An 18,762-nucleotide genomic window follows, 5' to 3' on the forward strand; every position below is an offset into this window, starting at 1 on the left:
TTGCCTAAATTTATAACAGGCTAATTTCAAATTATACGAAGTATGCAATTAAGCAACGAAGAAGAAGATTATAACCTATCCCTATCCAAATTTGAGTCGATGTTAAAAACCAACAAAGTACTCTTTTTTGATTCTGAAGAATTTGAAGAAATTATTCTTCATTATTTAGACATAGGTAAGGCTAATTTAGCAAAAAAGGCCTTAAAACTTGCATTAGACCAACATCCAAAATCTACAGGCTTAAAATTAGTACAAGTAGAAATGCTGGTTTATGATGATAAACTCGACATTGCTGAAAAGCTTTTGAATGAGTTGTACGCAATTGAACCTAACAACGAGGAAATCTATATCCAGAAAGCCAATATCTGTTCAAAAAGAGACCAGCACGAAAAAGCAGTCGAACTGCTGAAAATCGCGCTTCAATACACTGACGACTATGCTGATGTGTACAATTTGATCGGAATGGAATATCTTTTTATGGATAATCTCGAGCTGGCAAAAGAGAGTTTCATCAAATGTCTTGAAGAAGACTTAGAAGATCAATCTGCTCTTTATAACGTAGTGTATTGTTTTGAGTTTTTAGACCAAAATCAAGAAGCTATTGTCTATTTAAACGAATACATTAACCGAAATCCTTACAGTGAGATTGCTTGGCATCAGCTTGGACGCCTTCATTATGGCGTAAAAGAATATGAAGCTGCAATACGAGCATTTGATTACGCAACGCTTATTGATGATGAATTTTTGGGCGCTTTTATGGAAAAAGCAAAAGCTTATGAGCGCTTAAAAAAATACAATGAAGCCATTGAAAGCTATAACAGAACTATCGAATTGGAAGATGCGACTTCTTATGCCCTTCTTCGAATTGGAAAATGTTATGAAAAACTAGGGAATTTAGCGAAAGCAATTCAATACTATAATCAAACTGTACACGAAGATCCACTTTTAGACAAAGGCTGGATTGCAATTACAGATTTTCACCTTCGCCAGAAAAACTATCAGAAAGCATTGTTTTTTGTGAATAAAGCTTTGGCGATTGACAATCAGAATCGTTTGTATTGGAAAAGATATGCTACAATCAACAAACAAATGAATTTCTTTGAAGAAGCCGAATTTGGTTTTAGAAAAGCAGTTGAATTTGGAGATTATGCATTAGACACTTGGTTATACTGGGTTGATATTCTTCAGTTTTTAGGAGAATTTGAAACGGCTATTCAAACTTTATTGCAAGCTTCAGAATATTTTCCTGAAGAGAATGAAATCGAATATCGTTTGGCTGGATTGTATTTTATGATTCAAGACACTACAAAAGCTAAATTTCACCTAAGCAACGGTTTGCGTCTAAATTTTGATAATTATATCCTGATTGAAGATTTATTCCCTGTTGTTTGGGCAAAAAAAATGGTTAAAAATTATATAGAAAAACATCGCAAATAAGAATGGTTGATATTTTATTAAGAAGACGTTTTGGATTATTAGGACGCAACATAAGCTACTCTTTTTCAAAAGGTTATTTTACAGAGAAATTTAATAATGAAGTTTTTGCTGGCAACAGCTACGAGAATTTTGACATTTCTGAGATTAATTATTTCACAGAGCTAATTAAAAACAATCCTGATTTAAAGGGGCTAAACGTTACTATTCCGTACAAAGAACAAGTTATTCCTTTCTTAGATAAACTGTCAAAAAAAGCTGCTCTCATTGGCGCTGTCAATACGATTAAATTTACCAAAAGCGGTAAACTAAAAGGATACAATACCGATTATTACGGATTTAAGAAGTCTTTAAAGCCATTATTGGAGCCACATCATAAAAAAGCGCTTATTCTAGGAACAGGAGGCGCTTCTAAAGGCGTTGCTTTTGCTTTAGACGAATTGGATATTCCGTATACTTTTGTTTCTAGAGAAGCAAAAGAAAACATCATAGACTATGATTTGATTAATGCTACTACTTTTGATAATTTTCAAATTATAATCAATTGTACACCAGTTGGAACAAGCCCAAATATTGAAGCTTGCCCAAATTTACCGTATGAGTTTTTTACAGAAAAACACATTGCGTACGATCTAATCTATAATCCAGCTGAAACCACCTTCTTACGTAAAGCAAAAGAAATGGGAGCTGTAATTAAAAATGGGCACGATATGCTTATTTTTCAGGCTGAAAAAGCTTGGAAAATCTGGAACAAATAAAAATAAAATTCATATTACAAGAGATAAGCCTTAATAAAATCTATTCAGATTTTGTTTGGGCTTATTTATTGCATCAGACAATACTTTTCGATGCAACAGACCCCATTTTTTAAGGCTGTTTAAAATTTGACTCAAAGACATTCCATGTTCTGTAATTGCATACTCGATAACTAACGGATTAGAAATATTGGCTTGTCTCTCTATCAATAAGTTTTCTTCAAGAAGCTTCAGTTCTTTTGCCAGTGCTCTATCTGATATCTTTTTTAAATCCTTTGATATCAAGCTAAATCTTTTTGGACCAAAAGAAAGAGACATTATTATTGGTATTTTCCATTTGCCAGAAACAACATCAAGTGTGTCCATCATATTTAATATACTTTTAAAACACACATCGCGATCCATCAGGATTTGATCTTCGCTATTAATTAAATTCTCATACTTCATTACTTCCAATGTTTTCTGCTATACTACAGTATAGTTGGTGCAAATATACGTAATACTTTACCTACATTTGTACCGTTATACAAATTAATTTAATTACAGCATGAAAAAAAAGATTCTCAGTCTATTTGTTCTATCAATGATTACAATGACTAGCGTTAATTCACAAACAAAAGATAAAACTAAACCATCTACATCAATGAAAACTTTTTCACCAATCCTTGACAGAAATAATACTGTTTTATTATTAGTAGATGAACAGATTGGACTACTTTCAGGAGTAAGAGACATCAGCACGGCCGACTTAAGAAAAAATGCTGCCGCGCTTGTTAAAGTAGCCCAAATATTAAAGATTCCAATTGTTATTACTGCTGTTGGTTCGGATGGTTTATGGGGACCTGTTCTGCCAGAAATACTTGAAGCAGCACCAAATGTCCGCGTCATTAAACGTACAAGTATTAATGCATGGGATTCTCCAGAAGTTGTAAAAGCTGTAGAAGCTACTGGTCGCAAACAAATTTTGGTAGCAGGAATTTCGTTAGAAGTTTGCGCCTCTTTACCTGCTATTTCTGCAACGCAAGCAGGCTACGATGCAAGAGTAGTACTCGATGCCTCTGGAACGTTTTATCCAAGCAAAAGAGAAGCAGGAATTCAAAGACTTACTACTTTAGGAATTCAGATGACAGATTATGCGACTGCTGCTGTAGAATTATTAAATGATAATGCAGATCCAAAAGCGCACGATATCTATAATGCAATAGGCTTGGATTTTGCAAATACAGTGTGGCAACTAAATGATGCGGTTAAAAAAGGCTATAAATAATTTATAGATAATTCTATAATGATAGATCGTTAGATTTTACAATCTTTCGATCTATTTTTTTGTTTTACTAAGTTTCAATTGAACGATATATTTCAAAAACTAATGCTAAGACATAGATATCTTGTATAAATAAAACCAATAAAAAACAAAATGTAAATGTATTTTTTGTATTTTTAATCCACTAACTAACAGTGAATTATGAGAAAAAAATTATTCTACTTTAGCATTTTTTTCCTAATTACAGTTCTTGCATCGGCCCAGGACGAAGATATAGACAGAAGCAATAGTCCGTTTGCCGAACCCCGATATCACTATTTTCTACAGACTATCTTATTATACAATGAATATTTAGATACCAAGAATGGCTCGTTTAACACCATTAATTTGCGTGTTTTACAGCCAATAGGCAACAAAGCTTGGAATCTTAGATTTGATTTGCCTTTAATTTCAACCAACTCTAATTCCATCAATCAAACTGGACTTGGTGATGTTGGTGCGGGAGTAAGCTTTATTCCTTATTTCAAAAAAAATGATGGAATCGGCCTAAGAACTCGTGTTATATCAAATTCTGCCTCAGATCCGAGTTTCGGAACTGGAAAATGGGTTGTAATTCCGGCCGCTATTTTTGCAAAATACTTCAATCATAAAAAATTCTTATGGATTGCAACTCTCGAACATTCCCAAAGTTTTGCCGGATCAAGTAACCGAAGCGATGTTAGCGTCACTCTCTTTGAGAACAACTTGTTATGGTTTTTTGGAAAAAATTGGATTGCTACAGATGTAGCTTTTAGATACAATTATGTTTTAGATGGCTTTCAAAACAATGCTTTTATGGAGTTTGGTCGAAAAATTACCCCAACAAATTTAGTTTATGTACATCCCAGCGTAGCTTTTGGCGGCGAAAAATCATATAATTTTGGTATGGAAGTTGGCTTGTTGGTTTTATTTTAATTTAAAACTAACTACTGCACAACTATACTTTTTTTATGATTTCTCTCTTTTTTCATTGAAAAATCGCAAAAAATATTATTTCAATCTTATCAATTAAAATGACAAAAATTAATATATCATACTGCTAAATTGAATTAATGAATAAGAATTTCATCGCAAATTAGCGTATAAACAAAGGATTTATTTTGTATTTAGAAACACCTTTACTATCTTTCGCACTGTTTAAAATAAAAACCTTATACATTTTTAAAGATGTTAGAAGAAAAGAATGATAACCTGCATGAAGCAGACGGAAAATCTGGAATCGAAATAAATGATTCTGTAACAAATGAAGCAATTGAAATATCAGATTCTGAAACTCAGACCAAAGATTTGGCCTTGGAAACGGAAACTGAATTAGAAAAACACGAAAATGCTCATCAAGAAGCATTAGATGTTATTACCAATTCAAATGCTGCTGAAAGTGAAGACGAAACTTTAAAGGAACGTCACGACATTCCTATGCAGGATTACAACACTTTCACCCTAGATGCTCTTGTTGGAGAACTTAAAAAATTGGTTACTATAGACACAGTAATGTCTGTAAAAGATCATATTGAAGAAATCAAAAAAGCATTTTTACTGCAATATCACCATCTTATAGAGGAGAAAAAAGAAGAGTTTTTAGCTTCTAATCCAGATCCTAACGAAGAATTTGAATATCATCTGCCTTTAAAATCAAAATTCGACGAATACTATTCTATTTTTAGAGAGAAAAGAAATGCTCATTTTAAACATTTGCAGACCAATCTAAAAAGCAATTTAGAAAACCGTCTGGCTATTGTTGAAGAATTAAAGGAATTAATCAATCCGCAAGAAAACATCAAAGATACTCTTAAGCATTTTAATGAATTAAGAGAAAGATGGAAAAATGCTGGAGCAATACCAAAAGACAAATACAATCACGTTTGGAATAATTACCATTTTCATGTAGAAAACTTCTACGATTATCTTCATTTAGACCGTGAAGCTAGAGATTTAGATTTTAAACACAACTTAGAATTAAAACAAAAAATCATAGCGCGCGTAGAAGAATTGGCAAACGATGCCGATGTAAGCAAAGCTTTCCGTGAGTTGCAGGATTTGCATAGAATCTGGAAAGAAGAAATCGGACCTGTTTCTAAAGAACACCGTGATGTCATCTGGAATCAATTTAGCGAACTGACAAAAAAAATACACGATAAGAGAGAACTTTTATTTGAAAGCCAAAGAGCAAATGAGCAAAAAAATCTTGAAGCTAAAAAAGAGATTATTGCTAAAATTGAAGCACTTGGAAGCGAAAAAGTAAATTCTCATTCGCAATGGCTTGTTCAGATTCAGAAAGTAGAAGATTTAAGAAACGAGTTTTTCGCAGCTGGAAAAGTCCCTGCTGAAGTAAACGAAGAAACTTGGGCAGCATTTAAAACGGCTGTTAGAAATTTCAATGCTTTCAAAAATTCTTTCTATAAGGATATTAAAAAAGACCAAAACGATAATCTAAATAAAAAACTGGCGCTTGTTGCAAAAGCTAAAGAATTGCAAGAAAGCACCGATTTTCAAGCCACAACTCCTGTAATGAAACAAATCCAGGAAGAATGGAAACAGATTGGGCATGTTCCTAAAAAATATTCAGACAAAATCTGGAAAGAATTTAAAGATGCGTGCAATCATTATTTTGATAAATTAAAAGAGCACAAATCGGAAGAGAACAGTGAAGAAGTGGCGGCTTTTGATAATAAAAAAGCTTATTTAGATACTTTGAGAGCTTTCCAACTGACAGGAGAACACAAAACAGACTTAGATGCGATAAAAGCCCATATTGAAACTTGGAAAGGCTTTGGAAAAGTTCCTTTCTCGAGAAGACATATTGAAGGGAAATTCAACAAAATACTAGATGCACTTTTTGAAAAACTAAGTTTAAGCAAAAAAGAATCTGAAATGATGCGTTTTGCAAACCGCATTGATTCTCTAACTGACAGTAATGATACGCGTAAATTAGACAATGAAAAAATCTTTATTATGCGTAAAATTGAGGAAGTTCAAAATGAAATTTTCCAGTTAGAAAACAACATTCAGTTCTTTACCAATACTAAAAACGCTAAAAAAGAGAATTCAATAGTTACGGAGGTTCGTAAAAACATTGCAATTCACAAAGAAAGCCTTGAAGTTTGGAAAGACAAACTGAAACAGCTAAGAAACTTAGGACAGGAATAAATTTTTAAATTCCAATTTTTTAAATTCCAATTTCTTTTTAAACTCTAAATTTTAAATTCCAAATTCCAATTGACACGCTCGATTTGGAATTTGGAATTTTGTTTTTTTAATATTTAAAAAGATCCATCTTTTTTTGTGATTTTTAATATCAAAGCTAACAAATAGATAAAGCTATAATGCATATTTTTAGGTATATTTGATAGTTGACTATCTTTTGACAATCAACCTAATAACAATCCAAATATTAATTTTAATAACTAAAAGATGAAATTTACAAGAAAAGCACACGCCAACTGGAAAGGAACCGGTATGGAAGGAAAAGGAACAATTAGCACGCAAAGTACAACTTTAGATAATGCACAACTTTCTTTTAAAACAAGATTTGCTGATGGTGTTGGAACAAATCCTGAGGAATTGGTCGCTGCGGCACATTCAGGCTGTTTTACGATGCAATTAAGCTTTTTGCTTAACGAAGCAGGTTTTACGGCAGATGATTTAACTACAGAAGCGACAGTAACTTTTGAAGACGGATCGATAACTTTAATTCATTTGGATTTAAAAGGTAAAGTTCCATCAATTTCTGCAGAACAATTTGCTTCTACAGCCGCAAAAGCAAAAGAAATCTGTCCGATTTCAAAACTATTAAATACAAGAATTACTTTATCTGCTGAATTAATCTAGATAAAGGCATAAAAAAAACCATTCACCGCAGTGAATGGTTTTTTTTTATTTTTAAAGCAGGAATTACATTTTTGCTTTCAAAGCTTTAGCTTCTGCAGTCATTTCAAGTGCACTATAAACACCTATTAATGTTTTAGAAACATCCTCGTTTTTAGGATCTAATTCGTTTGCTTTTTTAAGGTAAGGAATTACTCCTTTGAAAACAGCTTCTCTTTGCGATTTTAAAACATCGTAACGTTTCATATCTTTAGCAGAAGTACCTAATTTGTTCATCTCATCAATGATCGGTTTTTCAGCCTCTAATTTTAAAGCCGCAAGATTTAAGTAAGCATTTGTATAATTAGGATTAATTTCAATTGCTTTTAAGTAATACTTTTCTGCATCAGCATTATTTTTAGCTCCAGCGCTAAGTACTCCTAGATTAAATACTAAATCAGCATTGTTTGGGTCTTTTTGTAAAGCCTCTCCAACTAATTTTTTGTACATATCATAATCTTTAGTCTCTAAGTACAGGTTAGCTTCTGTTAAGATAAGAGAAGAATCGTCTGGATTTGCTTTTCTAGCATCAGCGATTGCTTTTTTAGCATCTTCTGTACGCCCTTTTTGAACTAAGATTAAGGCTAAGTTTTTGTAAATTTCACCTCTTTTAGAAGGAATAGCTTCTGTTTTAGGTTTTTCGTGAGTTCCTAATTTAATAGCTAAATCTCTTTCTTTAGCATTAGCAAAGTTATCTTCATTACCATTAGCTTTATTAACCGCTAGATATAAAGTTCCTTTTCCAGAAAAGTTTAATTTTTTCAACTCTTCATACATTGGCAAAGCAAGATCAAAATCTTGTGAATTTACAGCTGTAGAAGCTGCATAATACAAATTGATTGTATCTTTTTTGTCTAATTCATATGCTTCGTACAATTTTTTTGCACCTTCAGCATGTTTATTTGCTTGCGTATCAGCAATAGCAGAATTAATTAATGATCCTTTAATGTTTGCAATTGATGCCGCAGCTTGTGTAGAATATTTTTGTTTTCCAGAAGTTTTCTCTACCTCAATTAATTTGCTATAACTGTTTGCTGCTGCCAACAAGTTTTTACTTTCTTCAACTTTTTTGTTTGCAAGGTCAAGAAAAGCATTTCCTTGAACAAAATAATATTGAGCTTGTTCTGTATCTTTAGCATTTGCAATTAAGTTCTCTGCATCTTTCAATTGTGCAAGAGCACCTTGTGCATCACCGCCTTTTAATGCTTTTTCAGCGTTTTTGATTTGATCTTTTTGAGCAAACGTAGCTACAGAGATCAGTAACGCTGATGCAAGTATTACATATTTACTTTTCATAATGATATTTGTTTGTATTTAATTTTTGTTTTTTTCTTATTCTTCAGATTCTTCGTCTTCTGCGTCATCCTCATCTTCTACTTCTTCATCATCAGAGTCATCCTCTTCCTCTGCAGATCCGTCATCTTCAAGAACTTCCATGTCTGGCTTAACTCTCTCAATTGAAGATTCGATAACGTTACCGTCTTCATCTACTTCCACCTCTTCTGCATCATCTTTCATTACAGTTGTTACGGCAGCGATAGAATCTTTTCCTTTTAGGTTAATCAATCTAACACCTTGAGTGGCACGTCCCATAACACGTAAATCCTCAATTGCCATTCTGATAGTCAATCCAGATTTATTAATAATCATTAAATCGTCTGCATCAGTAACTGCATTAATCGAGATCAATTTACCTGTTTTTTCCGTGATATTAAGCGTTTTAACCCCTTTACCTCCACGGTTTGTAATTCTGTACACATCTTCTCCATCGTCGTCAACTAATTTTGTACGTTTTCCGTATCCATTTTCAGTTACAACTAAGATTTGAGATGTAGAAATATCATTTTTATCAACCGTAACCATTCCAATAACTTCATCCGTTTCGTCTTTTAAAGTAATTCCACGAACTCCAGAAGCCGTTCTTCCCATCGGACGTGTTTTAGTCTCTTCAAAACGAACCAATTTACCAGATTTAACGGCTAAGATGATTTGGCTTTCTCCATTTGTTAACTGAGCTCCAATTAACTCATCACCTTCTTTAATTGTAATAGCTGCAACTCCATTTGCTCTTGGTTTAGAATATTTCTCTAAAGAAGTTTTCTTCACCTGACCTTGTTTGGTTACCATTACAAGATTATGTGTATTGATATAATCTTTGTCTTTTAAATCTTGTGTACAAATGAAAGCTTTTACTTTATCGTCGCTTTCAATGTTTACCAAGTTCTGAATTGCTCTACCTTTTGCTGTTTTACTTCCTTCTGGAATTTCATAAACACGCATCCAGAAACATTTCCCTTTTTGGGTAAAGAACATCATATATTGGTGGTTTGTCGCCACGAACATGTGCTCTAAGAAATCTTGATCTCTTGTTCCGGCACTCTTCTGTCCTACTCCACCTCTATTTTGAGTTTTGTATTCAGATAAGTTAGTACGCTTGATATAACCTGCATGCGAAATCGTAATTACCACATTTTCGTCTGCAATTAAATCTTCAATACTTACATCACCTCCAGAATATTCGATTTGAGAACGTCTTTCATCACCGTATTTATCACGAATTTCTGTAAGCTCTTCTTTAATTAAGTCAATTCTCAAATTAACGTCTGCTAATAAAGCTTTCAAATGCTCGATTAACTTCATTAATTCGTCAAACTCAGCTCTTAATTTATCTTGTTCCAGACCTGTTAATTGACGCAAACGCATCTCAACAATAGCACGAGCTTGAATATCTGACAATTTAAATCTTTCGATTAATTTTTCTCTTGCTTCGTCTGTATTTTTAGATCCTCTAATTAACGCGATTACTTCGTCGATATTGTCAGAAGCAATAATTAATCCTTCTAAAATATGCGCTCTTTCTTCTGCTTTACGCAATTCAAATTGCGTTCTTCTCACTACTACATCATGACGGTGCTCAATAAAGTAGTGAATCATATCTTTCAGATTCAACAATTGAGGACGTCCTTTTACTAATGCAATGTTATTTACACTGAAAGAAGATTGTAATTGAGTGTATTTATATAAAGTATTTAAAACTACGTTTGGAGTAGCATCACGTTTTAAGATATAAACGATACGCATACCGCTTCTATCCGACTCGTCACGAATATTGGCAATACCTTCGATTTTTTTCTCGTTAACCAAATCAGCAGTACGCTTGATCATTTCGGCTTTGTTCACTTGGTACGGAATCTCAGTAACGATGATGCATTCTCTTCCGTCAACTTCTTCGAAACCAACTTTAGCACGCATTACGATACGTCCTCTACCTGTTTTAAAAGCTTCGCGAACGCCTTCATATCCATAAATAATACCTCCCGTTGGAAAATCAGGAGCTTTGATATGAGTCATTAATTCGTCTACTTCAATATCATTATTATCAAGATACGCCAAAGTACCATTGATAACCTCAGTTAAGTTATGAGGCGGCATATTAGTCGCCATACCAACCGCAATACCTGTTGCTCCGTTTACCAATAAAGTAGGAACTCTTGTTGGCATTACTTTAGGCTCGTAAATTGTGTCGTCAAAGTTCAATTGAAAATCAACTGTTTCTTTTTCGATATCGGCCATAATCTCTTCAGAGATTTTACGCATTCTGGCCTCAGTATAACGCATTGCTGCAGGACTGTCTCCATCTACAGAACCAAAGTTACCTTGTCCGTCAACTAATAAATAACGCATACTCCATTCCTGCGCCATACGTACCATTGCATCATAAACAGAGGTATCACCGTGCGGGTGATACTTACCCAGAACCTCCCCTACAATTCTCGCAGACTTTTTGTGGGCAGATCTTGATGTTACACCTAAATCATACATTCCGTAAAGAACTCTTCGATGCACTGGTTTCAAGCCATCTCTAACATCAGGAAGTGCTCTCGATACAATTACTGACATCGAATAATCGATGTAAGCTGACTTCATTTCATCCTCTATGTTAATAGGAATTAACTTTTCTCCTTCAGACATAAGTTGTTATATTAAATAATTATATTAGTTTTCAAAGCGTGCCAAGATACGTTTTTTTAAAATTTTTTCAGCTATTTCCTTACACTTATTTAAACGATTTATTAACAACTTTAATTTTGGTTTTAGTTAATAAATTAAGCGTTTTTTAACTCTTTTATTGTCTTTTTTTTCGTCTATTAGCTGACAGTAGTTCTTGAAGGTACGGTTTTTGTTTTTAAAACAGTAATTCACTAAATTTACAATACCAATTATATATTATGGATGATAATTTTTCACCAAGAGTAAAAGATGTTATTACGTACAGTAAGGAAGAGGCTCTTCGATTAGGCCACGACTTTATTGGTACAGAACATCTTATGCTAGGTATTTTGAGAGATGGTAACGGAAAAGCTATTCATATACTTAATAACCTAGCTGTCGATTTAGATCATTTACGCAGAAAAGTAGAAGTACTTAGCCCTGCTAACCTGAGCGTTGAAGTAAATGCAGAGAAGAAAAACCTTCATCTTACCCGACAGGCCGAAAGAGCCCTGAAGACCACTTTTCTTGAAGCAAAAGTATTTCAAAGTTCATCGATAAGCACGGCACATTTGCTGTTATGTATCTTGAGAAACGAAAACGATCCAACAACCAAGCTATTGAATAAACTAAAAATAGATTATGACGTAGCTAAAGAACAGTATTTAAATATGACTCCAAACGAAGAAGAATTCTTAGAAAACTTGCCAAGAAACGAATCGTATAATGACGATTCAGGACAAGATGACAGTCTTAAAGAAAGCAGCTTTAATAATCCCGCCAATAAGTCAAACAAAAAATCTAAGACTCCTGTTTTAGATAATTTTGGGAGAGATTTAACAGAAATGGCTGAAGAAGGGAAATTAGATCCTGTTGTAGGACGTGAAAAAGAAATTGAGCGTGTATCGCAAATTTTAAGCCGTAGAAAAAAGAACAATCCACTTCTTATTGGAGAACCTGGAGTTGGTAAGTCTGCTATTGCAGAAGGACTTGCTCTACGTATTATTCAAAAGAAAGTATCTCGTATTCTTTTCCATAAACGTGTTGTAACTCTTGATTTGGCTAGCTTAGTTGCCGGAACAAAATACAGAGGACAGTTTGAAGAAAGAATGAAGGCCGTTATGAACGAGCTGGAGAAAAACGACGATATTATTCTTTTTATTGATGAGATCCATACTATTGTAGGTGCTGGAGGAGCAACAGGTTCGCTTGATGCTTCAAACATGTTCAAACCTGCTTTAGCAAGAGGCGAAATTCAATGTATTGGTGCTACTACTCTAGATGAGTACAGACAATATATTGAAAAAGACGGTGCTTTAGAAAGACGTTTCCAAAAAGTAATTGTAGAACCAACTTCTGTTGAAGAAACAATTGCAATCTTGAACAACGTAAAAGACAAATACGAAGATCACCATAACGTAACCTATACTCCAGAAGCTATCGAAGCCTGTGTTAAATTAACAAACAGATATATGTCTGAGCGTTTCTTACCAGACAAAGCAATCGATGCAATGGACGAAGCTGGTTCACGCGTGCACATTACCAATATTGATGTTCCAAAACAAATTTTGGACTTAGAGCGTCAGTTAGAAGAAGTGCGCGAAATGAAAAATATGGTTGTTAAAAAACAAAAATATGAAGAAGCAGCCAAACTTCGCGATGATGAAAAACGTATCGAAAAAGATCTTGCTTTAGCGCAAGAACAATGGGAAGAAGATTCTAAAAACAACAGAATTGAAGTTACAGAAGATAACGTCGCTGATGTGGTTTCTATGATGACTGGAATTCCTGTTAACAGAATTGCACAAACAGAAAGCAACAAATTGGCTCAATTGCCTGAATTAATTCAGAATAAAGTAATTGGTCAAAATGAAGCAGTTCTTAAAATTGCACGTTCTATCCAACGTAATAGAGCTGGACTTAAAGATCCGAACAAACCAATTGGTTCGTTTATTTTCTTAGGTCAGACTGGTGTTGGTAAAACGCAATTGGCTAAAGTATTAGCAAAAGAATTGTTTGATTCTGAAGATGCTTTAGTTCGTATCGATATGAGCGAATACATGGAGAAATTTGCGATCTCTCGTTTAGTTGGAGCGCCTCCAGGATACGTTGGATACGAAGAAGGTGGTCAATTGACTGAAAAAGTTCGCAGAAAACCTTACTGTGTAGTTCTTTTAGATGAGATCGAAAAAGCGCATCCAGATGTATTCAATATGATGCTTCAAGTTTTAGATGACGGATATTTGACTGATAGTTTAGGTCGTAAAATTGACTTTAAAAACACGATCATTATCATGACCTCTAATGTTGGTGCTCGCCAATTGAAAGATTTTGGACAAGGTGTTGGATTCGGAACTGCTGCAAGAACAGCTCAAGCTGATGAAAACTCAAAAAGCATTATCGAGAACGCTTTAAAGAAAACTTTTGCTCCTGAATTCTTAAACAGAATTGATGATGTAATTGTATTCAATGCATTAGAAAAAGCTGATATTGATTTGATTATCGAAATCGAATTGAAAAAACTGTACTCTCGCATTGCAGAGTTAGGTTACAAATTAAGCTTGACTGATAAAGCAAAAGCGTTTATAGCTGAAAAAGGTTTCGACAAACAATTTGGAGCAAGACCATTGAAAAGAGCCATTCAGAAATATGTTGAAGATTTATTAGCCGAAGAAATCATCACTTCAAAAATACACTCGGGTGATGAAATCATGATGGATTTAAAAGATGATTCACAAGAATTATCAGTTGAAATACACAAAGCTGAAGAACCGACTAATCAATAAATTAGTCAAAAATTATAACACATATAACATGCCCGTTACGTTTTCATAACATAACGGGTATTTTTTTTATTAAAAATCACTATCTTTAGTAAAAGCAAATAGCTATTTTTGAATTCAAATTCTATAATAAAAAACAAAATATGCTTCAAAACAAAGTCATTTTAGGTAGCGAAGAATGGTGCTCATTTCCAGAACTTGGAATCCCTACAATCAAAGCTCGTGTAGATTCTGGTGCCAAAACTTCGGCAATGCATGCAATAAACATAGCTCCTTTTATAAAAAATGATGCCAATTGGGTTAAATTCGACATTAATCCAATTCAGAATAATATTAAAACCATTATTCACTGTGAAGCACCGCTGGTAGACAAGAGAATTGTAAAAAGTTCGAGCGGTTTTAGAGAACATCGTTATGTTATTCAAACCAGTTTAAAAATTGGCGATGCCAAATGGCCAATCGAAATGACATTGACCAACCGTGATTCTATGGGTTTCAGAATGCTTTTAGGGCGTGAAGCCATGAGCGGAAGGGTTTTGGTCGATCCTGAGCAAAAATACCTTTTAGGACAGCCGACAGCAGAATCTTTAAAAGAATTATATCAAAATTCTGAAAAAGCAAAAACAGGTTTACGAATTGGTCTTTTAGCCAGTAACCCTGAATTATATAGCAATAAAAGAATCATGGAAGCCGGCGAAATGCGAGGTCATGAAATGCATTTCCTAAACATCAAGGAATGCTACATGAAATTGGATGCCAAAAAACCTGAGATTCATTACAGAGGCGGAAAAATCTTAAACGAATTTGACGCCATTATTCCAAGAATCCGTCCGAGCATTACTTTTTACGGATGTGCCTTAACACGCCAGTTCGAAGCTTTGAAGGTTTTTGTTTTAAATTCAGCAACAGCCATTACACAATCTCGCGATAAACTCTATTCTTTACAATTGCTTTTAAACAGCGGAATTGATATTCCAACAACAGGATTTGCTAATTCTCCGCTTGATACAGACAATTTAATTAAAATGGTAGGCGGTTCGCCATTAATTGTAAAATTATTGGAAGGAACACAAGGAAAAGGTGTTGTTCTGGCTGAAACCAAAAAAGCAGCAGAAAGTGTTATTAATGCATTTAAAAGTTTAAATGCTAATATTTTAGTTCAGGAATTTATTAAAGAAGCCAACGGAAAAGACATTCGCTGTTTTGTAATTGACGGAAAAGTAGTTGCCGCAATTCAGCGTGAAGCTATGCCGGGCGAATTTAGAGCTAATATTCACCTTGGAGGAACAGCTTCTGTTATCAAAGTAACAGCAGAAGAAAAAAAGATTGCCATAAAAGCCGCCAAAGCAATGGACTTAAAAGTGGCAGGCGTAGATATTATTCGTTCTTCAAAAGGACCTTTATTGCTTGAAGTAAACTCTTCTCCTGGTTTGGAAGGAATTGAAGGAGCAACGAACAAAGATGTCGCTGGAGAAATGATCAGAGCAATTGAGAAGAATTTTAAATTGTAATTAAGTTCATTCAAACTTAATCACGTATAAATAATTTAGCAGCTTTGTCAAAGTTTTAAAACTTTGACAAAGCTTTTTTATTTAACTTTAAAATAAAAAACATGACTTTTCCTTATTTAGATATTGTTTTAAGAAGCATTGCCGTTTATTTCTTTATGACGATTGCTTTAAGAATATTTGGCAAAAAAGAACTTTCGCAATTGAATACTGCCGATGTAATTCTAATTTTACTAATCAGCAACTCGGTTCAAAATGCGATGGTTGGTCCAGACACAAGTTTAACTGGCGGATTAATCGCTGCTTTAGTTTTATTTGTCATCAATTACATCATTAAAAAACTAACGCATCATTCTAAAGTTTTTGGCGAACTGCTTTTAGACAAACCTCAAATTCTGATTCACGACGGAAAACTAGATTTTAAAGCTTTAAGCAAACTCGATATTTCTGACGAAGAATTAAAAGAAGCCATGAGAGAACACGGTATCGAATTTTTTAAAAATGTAAAATTGGCTATGCTAGAAATTGACGGAACCATCAGCATTATTTCTGAAGAAGACAAGAAACTAAAACAAACACATTACAAACGCAGACATAATCGTAAAAACCTTCAAAAGTTTTAATATTGCACCTTTTTTATAGTTTTATTGGTTAAACCAAAAGCTTTAAGCCTATGATTTAGATTTGCTAAAATGTAATCTTGCTCCTCTGGAAAACGTTCCGCAATATTCTTATAATGCTTTAAAAGTTTTTTGTTTTTTACGCCTTCTAACGCTTGTAAAGTAATATGAACAACCCTATTGGCTTCATCATTTAAACCTAAAATAAAAGTATCCAGATAATCAGTCTTATTCTTCAAAAGACCAAGCGAATAATAAGCCTGCACTCGTATCTCAACGTTTTGATGCAAAGCAAACGGAATTAAAAAAGCGCCATAATCAATACCAGTTTCTTTTAACAAATAGGTAGTAAAACGGAATGTCTCATCATCATTAATTTTGACTGCATTTTCTTTAATCACATCTAGCCAATCAGCACTTTTATCTTTTGCGTACCAAAATACGGTTTGAAAAACGGTCAATAAATCACTTTTTACAAAATCAATCAAATGAGGACGTGCCAGATTATAATCAAATTTGGCAAGCACTTGAAGAATTCTTTTTTGAATTTCCAGATTGCTCGTTTTAAACTCTTTGTCTAAAAACGCCAAAGCTTCCAAATCTATTTTCTTCTTACGCAAGATTCCAGACAAACACTCCAATTTAATCTCCTCATCATCTGTCGAGGCATACACTTTTAAAATATGCGACACCGAACCGCCCAATGTATAATTAAACAAATCGTGATCTTCAGTTCGGCTTTCAGCTGTAATTTCATCAAGCCAGCGCTCGTACCAGTCCAAAAAATTGGATTCGAAAACAAAGTAAGGCTTTTGCCTGTCTAAATCAACACCTACCACTCTTCCTTTAAATTCTCCATTTAAAACAAGTCCATAATAATACGAACAGCCTTGGCTTCCTATAGGCAAAATTCCCGCAAACATTTTACCTAATTCCTCATCAAATTCTTCCTCTGAAAGATCTTCATTCTCATCAATTTTACGAGTTAATTCGCTCGAAGATTCATCACTCATCTTTGGATATATCACACAATTTTTCTCCAGACAGTTTTCTGGATTCATATAAATCAATTCCTGAATATGCTCACCAAAAGGAAATATTCCATACGAAGGTCCAGCAGCAGAGTTTTGATATGATATTCCGCCATTTCCAATATGCATTAAAAACATCTTATAAGATTCTGGAAGAGAAACATTATAATCTTTTTCAAATTGCAAAATGCCAGCATTGCTAACGGTTTCGCCAACAATATATTTATGACTGGAAGCTCCAAATACTTCAAACTCCGTATCGGTATCTTTTGCTATAACCAGTTTCTTTTTTATTCTTTCAATTTGATTTAAAACCTCTTGATTCATTATAATCCTTTCATTTAATAAAAAGCCATCAACTCGGATTTACTTCCCTCCCAAAACTTTCACAACTGCTACTCCATCAACAAAATCATCCGCATTTTCGTATTTCGGAACTACAATTTCCCTTCCGTTTTTATCTATAAAACCATATTTCCCGTTTGATTTTATTACAGCAATTCCATCTTTAAAAGATTCAATTCCGTCATATTTAGGAGCCGTTATTTCCTTTCCTTCTTTATCGATTAAACCGTATTTATCGTCTAATTTCACTTGAATCAAATCCTCATTCCAAACCATGAAATCATATTTTATTGGAACAATTTCGTTTCCATCGTTGTTCAAAGCGCCATATTTCCCATCCGATTTCACAATAGAAATATTTTCTTTAAAAGAAAAATCCGTTTGGTATTTAATCGGAATTATATTTTTTCCTTCATCGTTAAAAACTCCATATTTACCATTTAATTCTACTGTTGCCAAACCCTCTTTAAAATTCTGGACTCGATCGTAAACCGGAGCAACAATCTCTTTTCCTATTTGGTCAATAATACCATATTTGCCATTTAATTTTACAATAGCAAATCTATCTGAGAAATCATTTATTTCGTCATACTTTGGAGTTATCTCTTCGCCCACCACATCAATAAAACCCCATTTATTATTTAGTTTTACAGCCGTTATTTCTGGTGATACTGTTTTTACTTCTTCATATTTTTTAGTCAGCAACACATCGGCAGACTTAACCAGATATTGAGGTTTCGCATTCTTATTGTTCACCAGTATCCAATTCTGTTTATTAGCTACTTCATCGTAAATACAGCGAACAACTTCTTTCCCTGTTTTATCAATCACTCCGCTTTTACCTTTTAATTTTACTACAGCAAAACCACTCAAAAATGTTTCGATATCATCGTATTTGCAAGGAACAATCTCTTTACCTGTCTGATCGACAAGACCATATTTAAAAGGCTTATTATCCATTTGAGCAAAACTAGTTTTTACAACTAGCACCAAAAACAATAGAATTATTCTCTTCATATTTACAATATTAATCTCCTGATAAAAATAGATAAAATCTGCTGTACTCAAAGCCATTAAAAGTTTTTATTCTCTCGCTTTAAAACAAAAAAAACCGATTTCAAATTGAAAT

Annotated in this window: 14 protein-coding genes; 9 read left to right on the forward strand and 5 right to left on the reverse strand. The window is 33.7% G+C overall.

What is annotated here, in order from left to right; translation table 11 throughout:
* The first annotated feature begins 42 nt into the window (after nt 1-42).
* Both J7574_RS14620 and J7574_RS14625 read left to right on the forward strand, forming a co-directional pair.
* Nucleotides 43-1,437 (forward strand): tetratricopeptide repeat protein, encoded by a 1,395-nt coding sequence (locus J7574_RS14620; protein ID WP_290969861.1) that lies wholly within the window; start codon nt 43-45, stop codon nt 1,435-1,437.
* Between the two features lie 2 nt (nt 1,438-1,439).
* The gene (locus J7574_RS14625; RefSeq protein WP_248726289.1) at nt 1,440-2,192 is read left to right on the forward strand and encodes a shikimate dehydrogenase; all 753 of its coding nucleotides are present in this window, start codon (nt 1,440-1,442) and stop codon (nt 2,190-2,192) included.
* A gap of 30 nt (nt 2,193-2,222) precedes the next feature.
* On the opposite strand, the gene J7574_RS14630 is transcribed toward J7574_RS14625, so the two are convergent.
* Nucleotides 2,223-2,636 carry a helix-turn-helix domain-containing protein gene (locus tag J7574_RS14630; RefSeq protein WP_290969867.1) on the reverse strand — a complete coding sequence of 138 codons (414 nt, stop codon included), beginning with the start codon at nt 2,634-2,636 and terminating at the stop codon, nt 2,223-2,225.
* 196 nt (nt 2,637-2,832) lie between these two features.
* Here J7574_RS14630 and J7574_RS14635 point away from each other — a divergent pair, with 196 nt between their 5' ends.
* From J7574_RS14635 to J7574_RS14650, 4 genes are all read left to right on the forward strand, one after another.
* Complete coding sequence (locus tag J7574_RS14635; RefSeq protein ID WP_290969869.1) at nt 2,833-3,456, forward strand: isochorismatase family protein; 624 nt, start codon at nt 2,833-2,835, stop codon at nt 3,454-3,456.
* Between the two features lie 198 nt (nt 3,457-3,654).
* Nucleotides 3,655-4,407 (forward strand): lipid A phosphoethanolamine transferase, encoded by a 753-nt coding sequence (locus J7574_RS14640; RefSeq protein WP_290969872.1) that lies wholly within the window; start codon nt 3,655-3,657, stop codon nt 4,405-4,407.
* Nucleotides 4,408-4,659: 252 nt separating this feature from the next.
* Nucleotides 4,660-6,639 (forward strand): DUF349 domain-containing protein, encoded by a 1,980-nt coding sequence (locus tag J7574_RS14645; protein WP_290969875.1) that lies wholly within the window; start codon nt 4,660-4,662, stop codon nt 6,637-6,639.
* A 264-nt stretch (nt 6,640-6,903) separates the two neighbouring features.
* A complete protein-coding gene (locus J7574_RS14650) occupies nt 6,904-7,320 on the forward strand; it encodes an OsmC family protein (protein WP_290969878.1) in 417 nt (138 codons plus the stop codon).
* A gap of 63 nt (nt 7,321-7,383) precedes the next feature.
* Here J7574_RS14650 and J7574_RS14655 read toward each other — a convergent pair whose 3' ends face one another.
* Both J7574_RS14655 and gyrA read right to left on the reverse strand, forming a co-directional pair.
* Nucleotides 7,384-8,652 carry a tetratricopeptide repeat protein gene (locus J7574_RS14655; protein ID WP_290969881.1) on the reverse strand — a complete coding sequence of 423 codons (1,269 nt, stop codon included), beginning with the start codon at nt 8,650-8,652 and terminating at the stop codon, nt 7,384-7,386.
* A 36-nt stretch (nt 8,653-8,688) separates the two neighbouring features.
* Complete coding sequence (gene gyrA, locus J7574_RS14660; protein WP_290969884.1) at nt 8,689-11,328, reverse strand: DNA gyrase subunit A; 2,640 nt, start codon at nt 11,326-11,328, stop codon at nt 8,689-8,691.
* Nucleotides 11,329-11,585: 257 nt separating this feature from the next.
* Here gyrA and J7574_RS14665 point away from each other — a divergent pair, with 257 nt between their 5' ends.
* The 3 genes from J7574_RS14665 to J7574_RS14675 all read left to right on the forward strand — a co-directional run bounded on the left by J7574_RS14665 (nt 11,586) and on the right by J7574_RS14675 (nt 16,260).
* A complete protein-coding gene (locus J7574_RS14665) occupies nt 11,586-14,132 on the forward strand; it encodes an ATP-dependent Clp protease ATP-binding subunit (RefSeq protein ID WP_111378475.1) in 2,547 nt (848 codons plus the stop codon).
* Between the two features lie 140 nt (nt 14,133-14,272).
* Nucleotides 14,273-15,640 carry a 30S ribosomal protein S6--L-glutamate ligase gene (gene rimK / locus J7574_RS14670; protein ID WP_290969891.1) on the forward strand — a complete coding sequence of 456 codons (1,368 nt, stop codon included), beginning with the start codon at nt 14,273-14,275 and terminating at the stop codon, nt 15,638-15,640.
* A 101-nt stretch (nt 15,641-15,741) separates the two neighbouring features.
* Nucleotides 15,742-16,260 carry a DUF421 domain-containing protein gene (locus tag J7574_RS14675; RefSeq protein ID WP_290969894.1) on the forward strand — a complete coding sequence of 173 codons (519 nt, stop codon included), beginning with the start codon at nt 15,742-15,744 and terminating at the stop codon, nt 16,258-16,260.
* Here the strand turns inward: J7574_RS14675 and J7574_RS14680 are convergent.
* Together J7574_RS14680 and J7574_RS14685 are read right to left on the reverse strand one after the other, a co-directional pair.
* A complete protein-coding gene (locus J7574_RS14680; protein WP_290969897.1) occupies nt 16,257-17,615 on the reverse strand; it encodes an SMI1/KNR4 family protein in 1,359 nt (452 codons plus the stop codon). The genes J7574_RS14675 and J7574_RS14680 overlap by 4 nt on opposite strands.
* 39 nt (nt 17,616-17,654) lie before the next feature.
* On the reverse strand, nt 17,655-18,650 hold the full coding sequence (locus tag J7574_RS14685) for a WG repeat-containing protein (protein ID WP_290969900.1): 996 nt from the start codon (nt 18,648-18,650) through the stop codon (nt 17,655-17,657).
* Nucleotides 18,651-18,762 lie beyond the last annotated feature (112 nt).

The sequence above is a fragment of the Flavobacterium sp. genome, from assembly GCF_017744675.1.
GTDB lineage: Bacteria > Bacteroidota > Bacteroidia > Flavobacteriales > Flavobacteriaceae > Flavobacterium.

Excerpts from the sequence above, each read along its gene's own strand:
- J7574_RS14620 (WP_290969861.1), top strand. The coding sequence starts at position 43 with ATGCAATTAAGCAACGAAGAAGAAGATTATAACCTATCCCTATCCAAA.
- rimK (WP_290969891.1), top strand. The coding sequence starts at position 14,273 with ATGCTTCAAAACAAAGTCATTTTAGGTAGCGAAGAATGGTGCTCATTT.
- J7574_RS14655 (WP_290969881.1), bottom strand. The coding sequence starts at position 8,652 with ATGAAAAGTAAATATGTAATACTTGCATCAGCGTTACTGATCTCTGTA.
- J7574_RS14675 (WP_290969894.1), top strand. The coding sequence starts at position 15,742 with ATGACTTTTCCTTATTTAGATATTGTTTTAAGAAGCATTGCCGTTTAT.
- J7574_RS14680 (WP_290969897.1), bottom strand. The coding sequence starts at position 17,615 with ATGAATCAAGAGGTTTTAAATCAAATTGAAAGAATAAAAAAGAAACTG.
- J7574_RS14625 (WP_248726289.1), top strand. The coding sequence starts at position 1,440 with ATGGTTGATATTTTATTAAGAAGACGTTTTGGATTATTAGGACGCAAC.
- J7574_RS14665 (WP_111378475.1), top strand. The coding sequence starts at position 11,586 with ATGGATGATAATTTTTCACCAAGAGTAAAAGATGTTATTACGTACAGT.
- gyrA (WP_290969884.1), bottom strand. The coding sequence starts at position 11,328 with ATGTCTGAAGGAGAAAAGTTAATTCCTATTAACATAGAGGATGAAATG.
- J7574_RS14685 (WP_290969900.1), bottom strand. The coding sequence starts at position 18,650 with ATGAAGAGAATAATTCTATTGTTTTTGGTGCTAGTTGTAAAAACTAGT.
- J7574_RS14635 (WP_290969869.1), top strand. The coding sequence starts at position 2,833 with ATGAAAACTTTTTCACCAATCCTTGACAGAAATAATACTGTTTTATTA.
- J7574_RS14640 (WP_290969872.1), top strand. The coding sequence starts at position 3,655 with ATGAGAAAAAAATTATTCTACTTTAGCATTTTTTTCCTAATTACAGTT.
- J7574_RS14630 (WP_290969867.1), bottom strand. The coding sequence starts at position 2,636 with ATGAAGTATGAGAATTTAATTAATAGCGAAGATCAAATCCTGATGGAT.
- J7574_RS14645 (WP_290969875.1), top strand. The coding sequence starts at position 4,660 with ATGTTAGAAGAAAAGAATGATAACCTGCATGAAGCAGACGGAAAATCT.
- J7574_RS14650 (WP_290969878.1), top strand. The coding sequence starts at position 6,904 with ATGAAATTTACAAGAAAAGCACACGCCAACTGGAAAGGAACCGGTATG.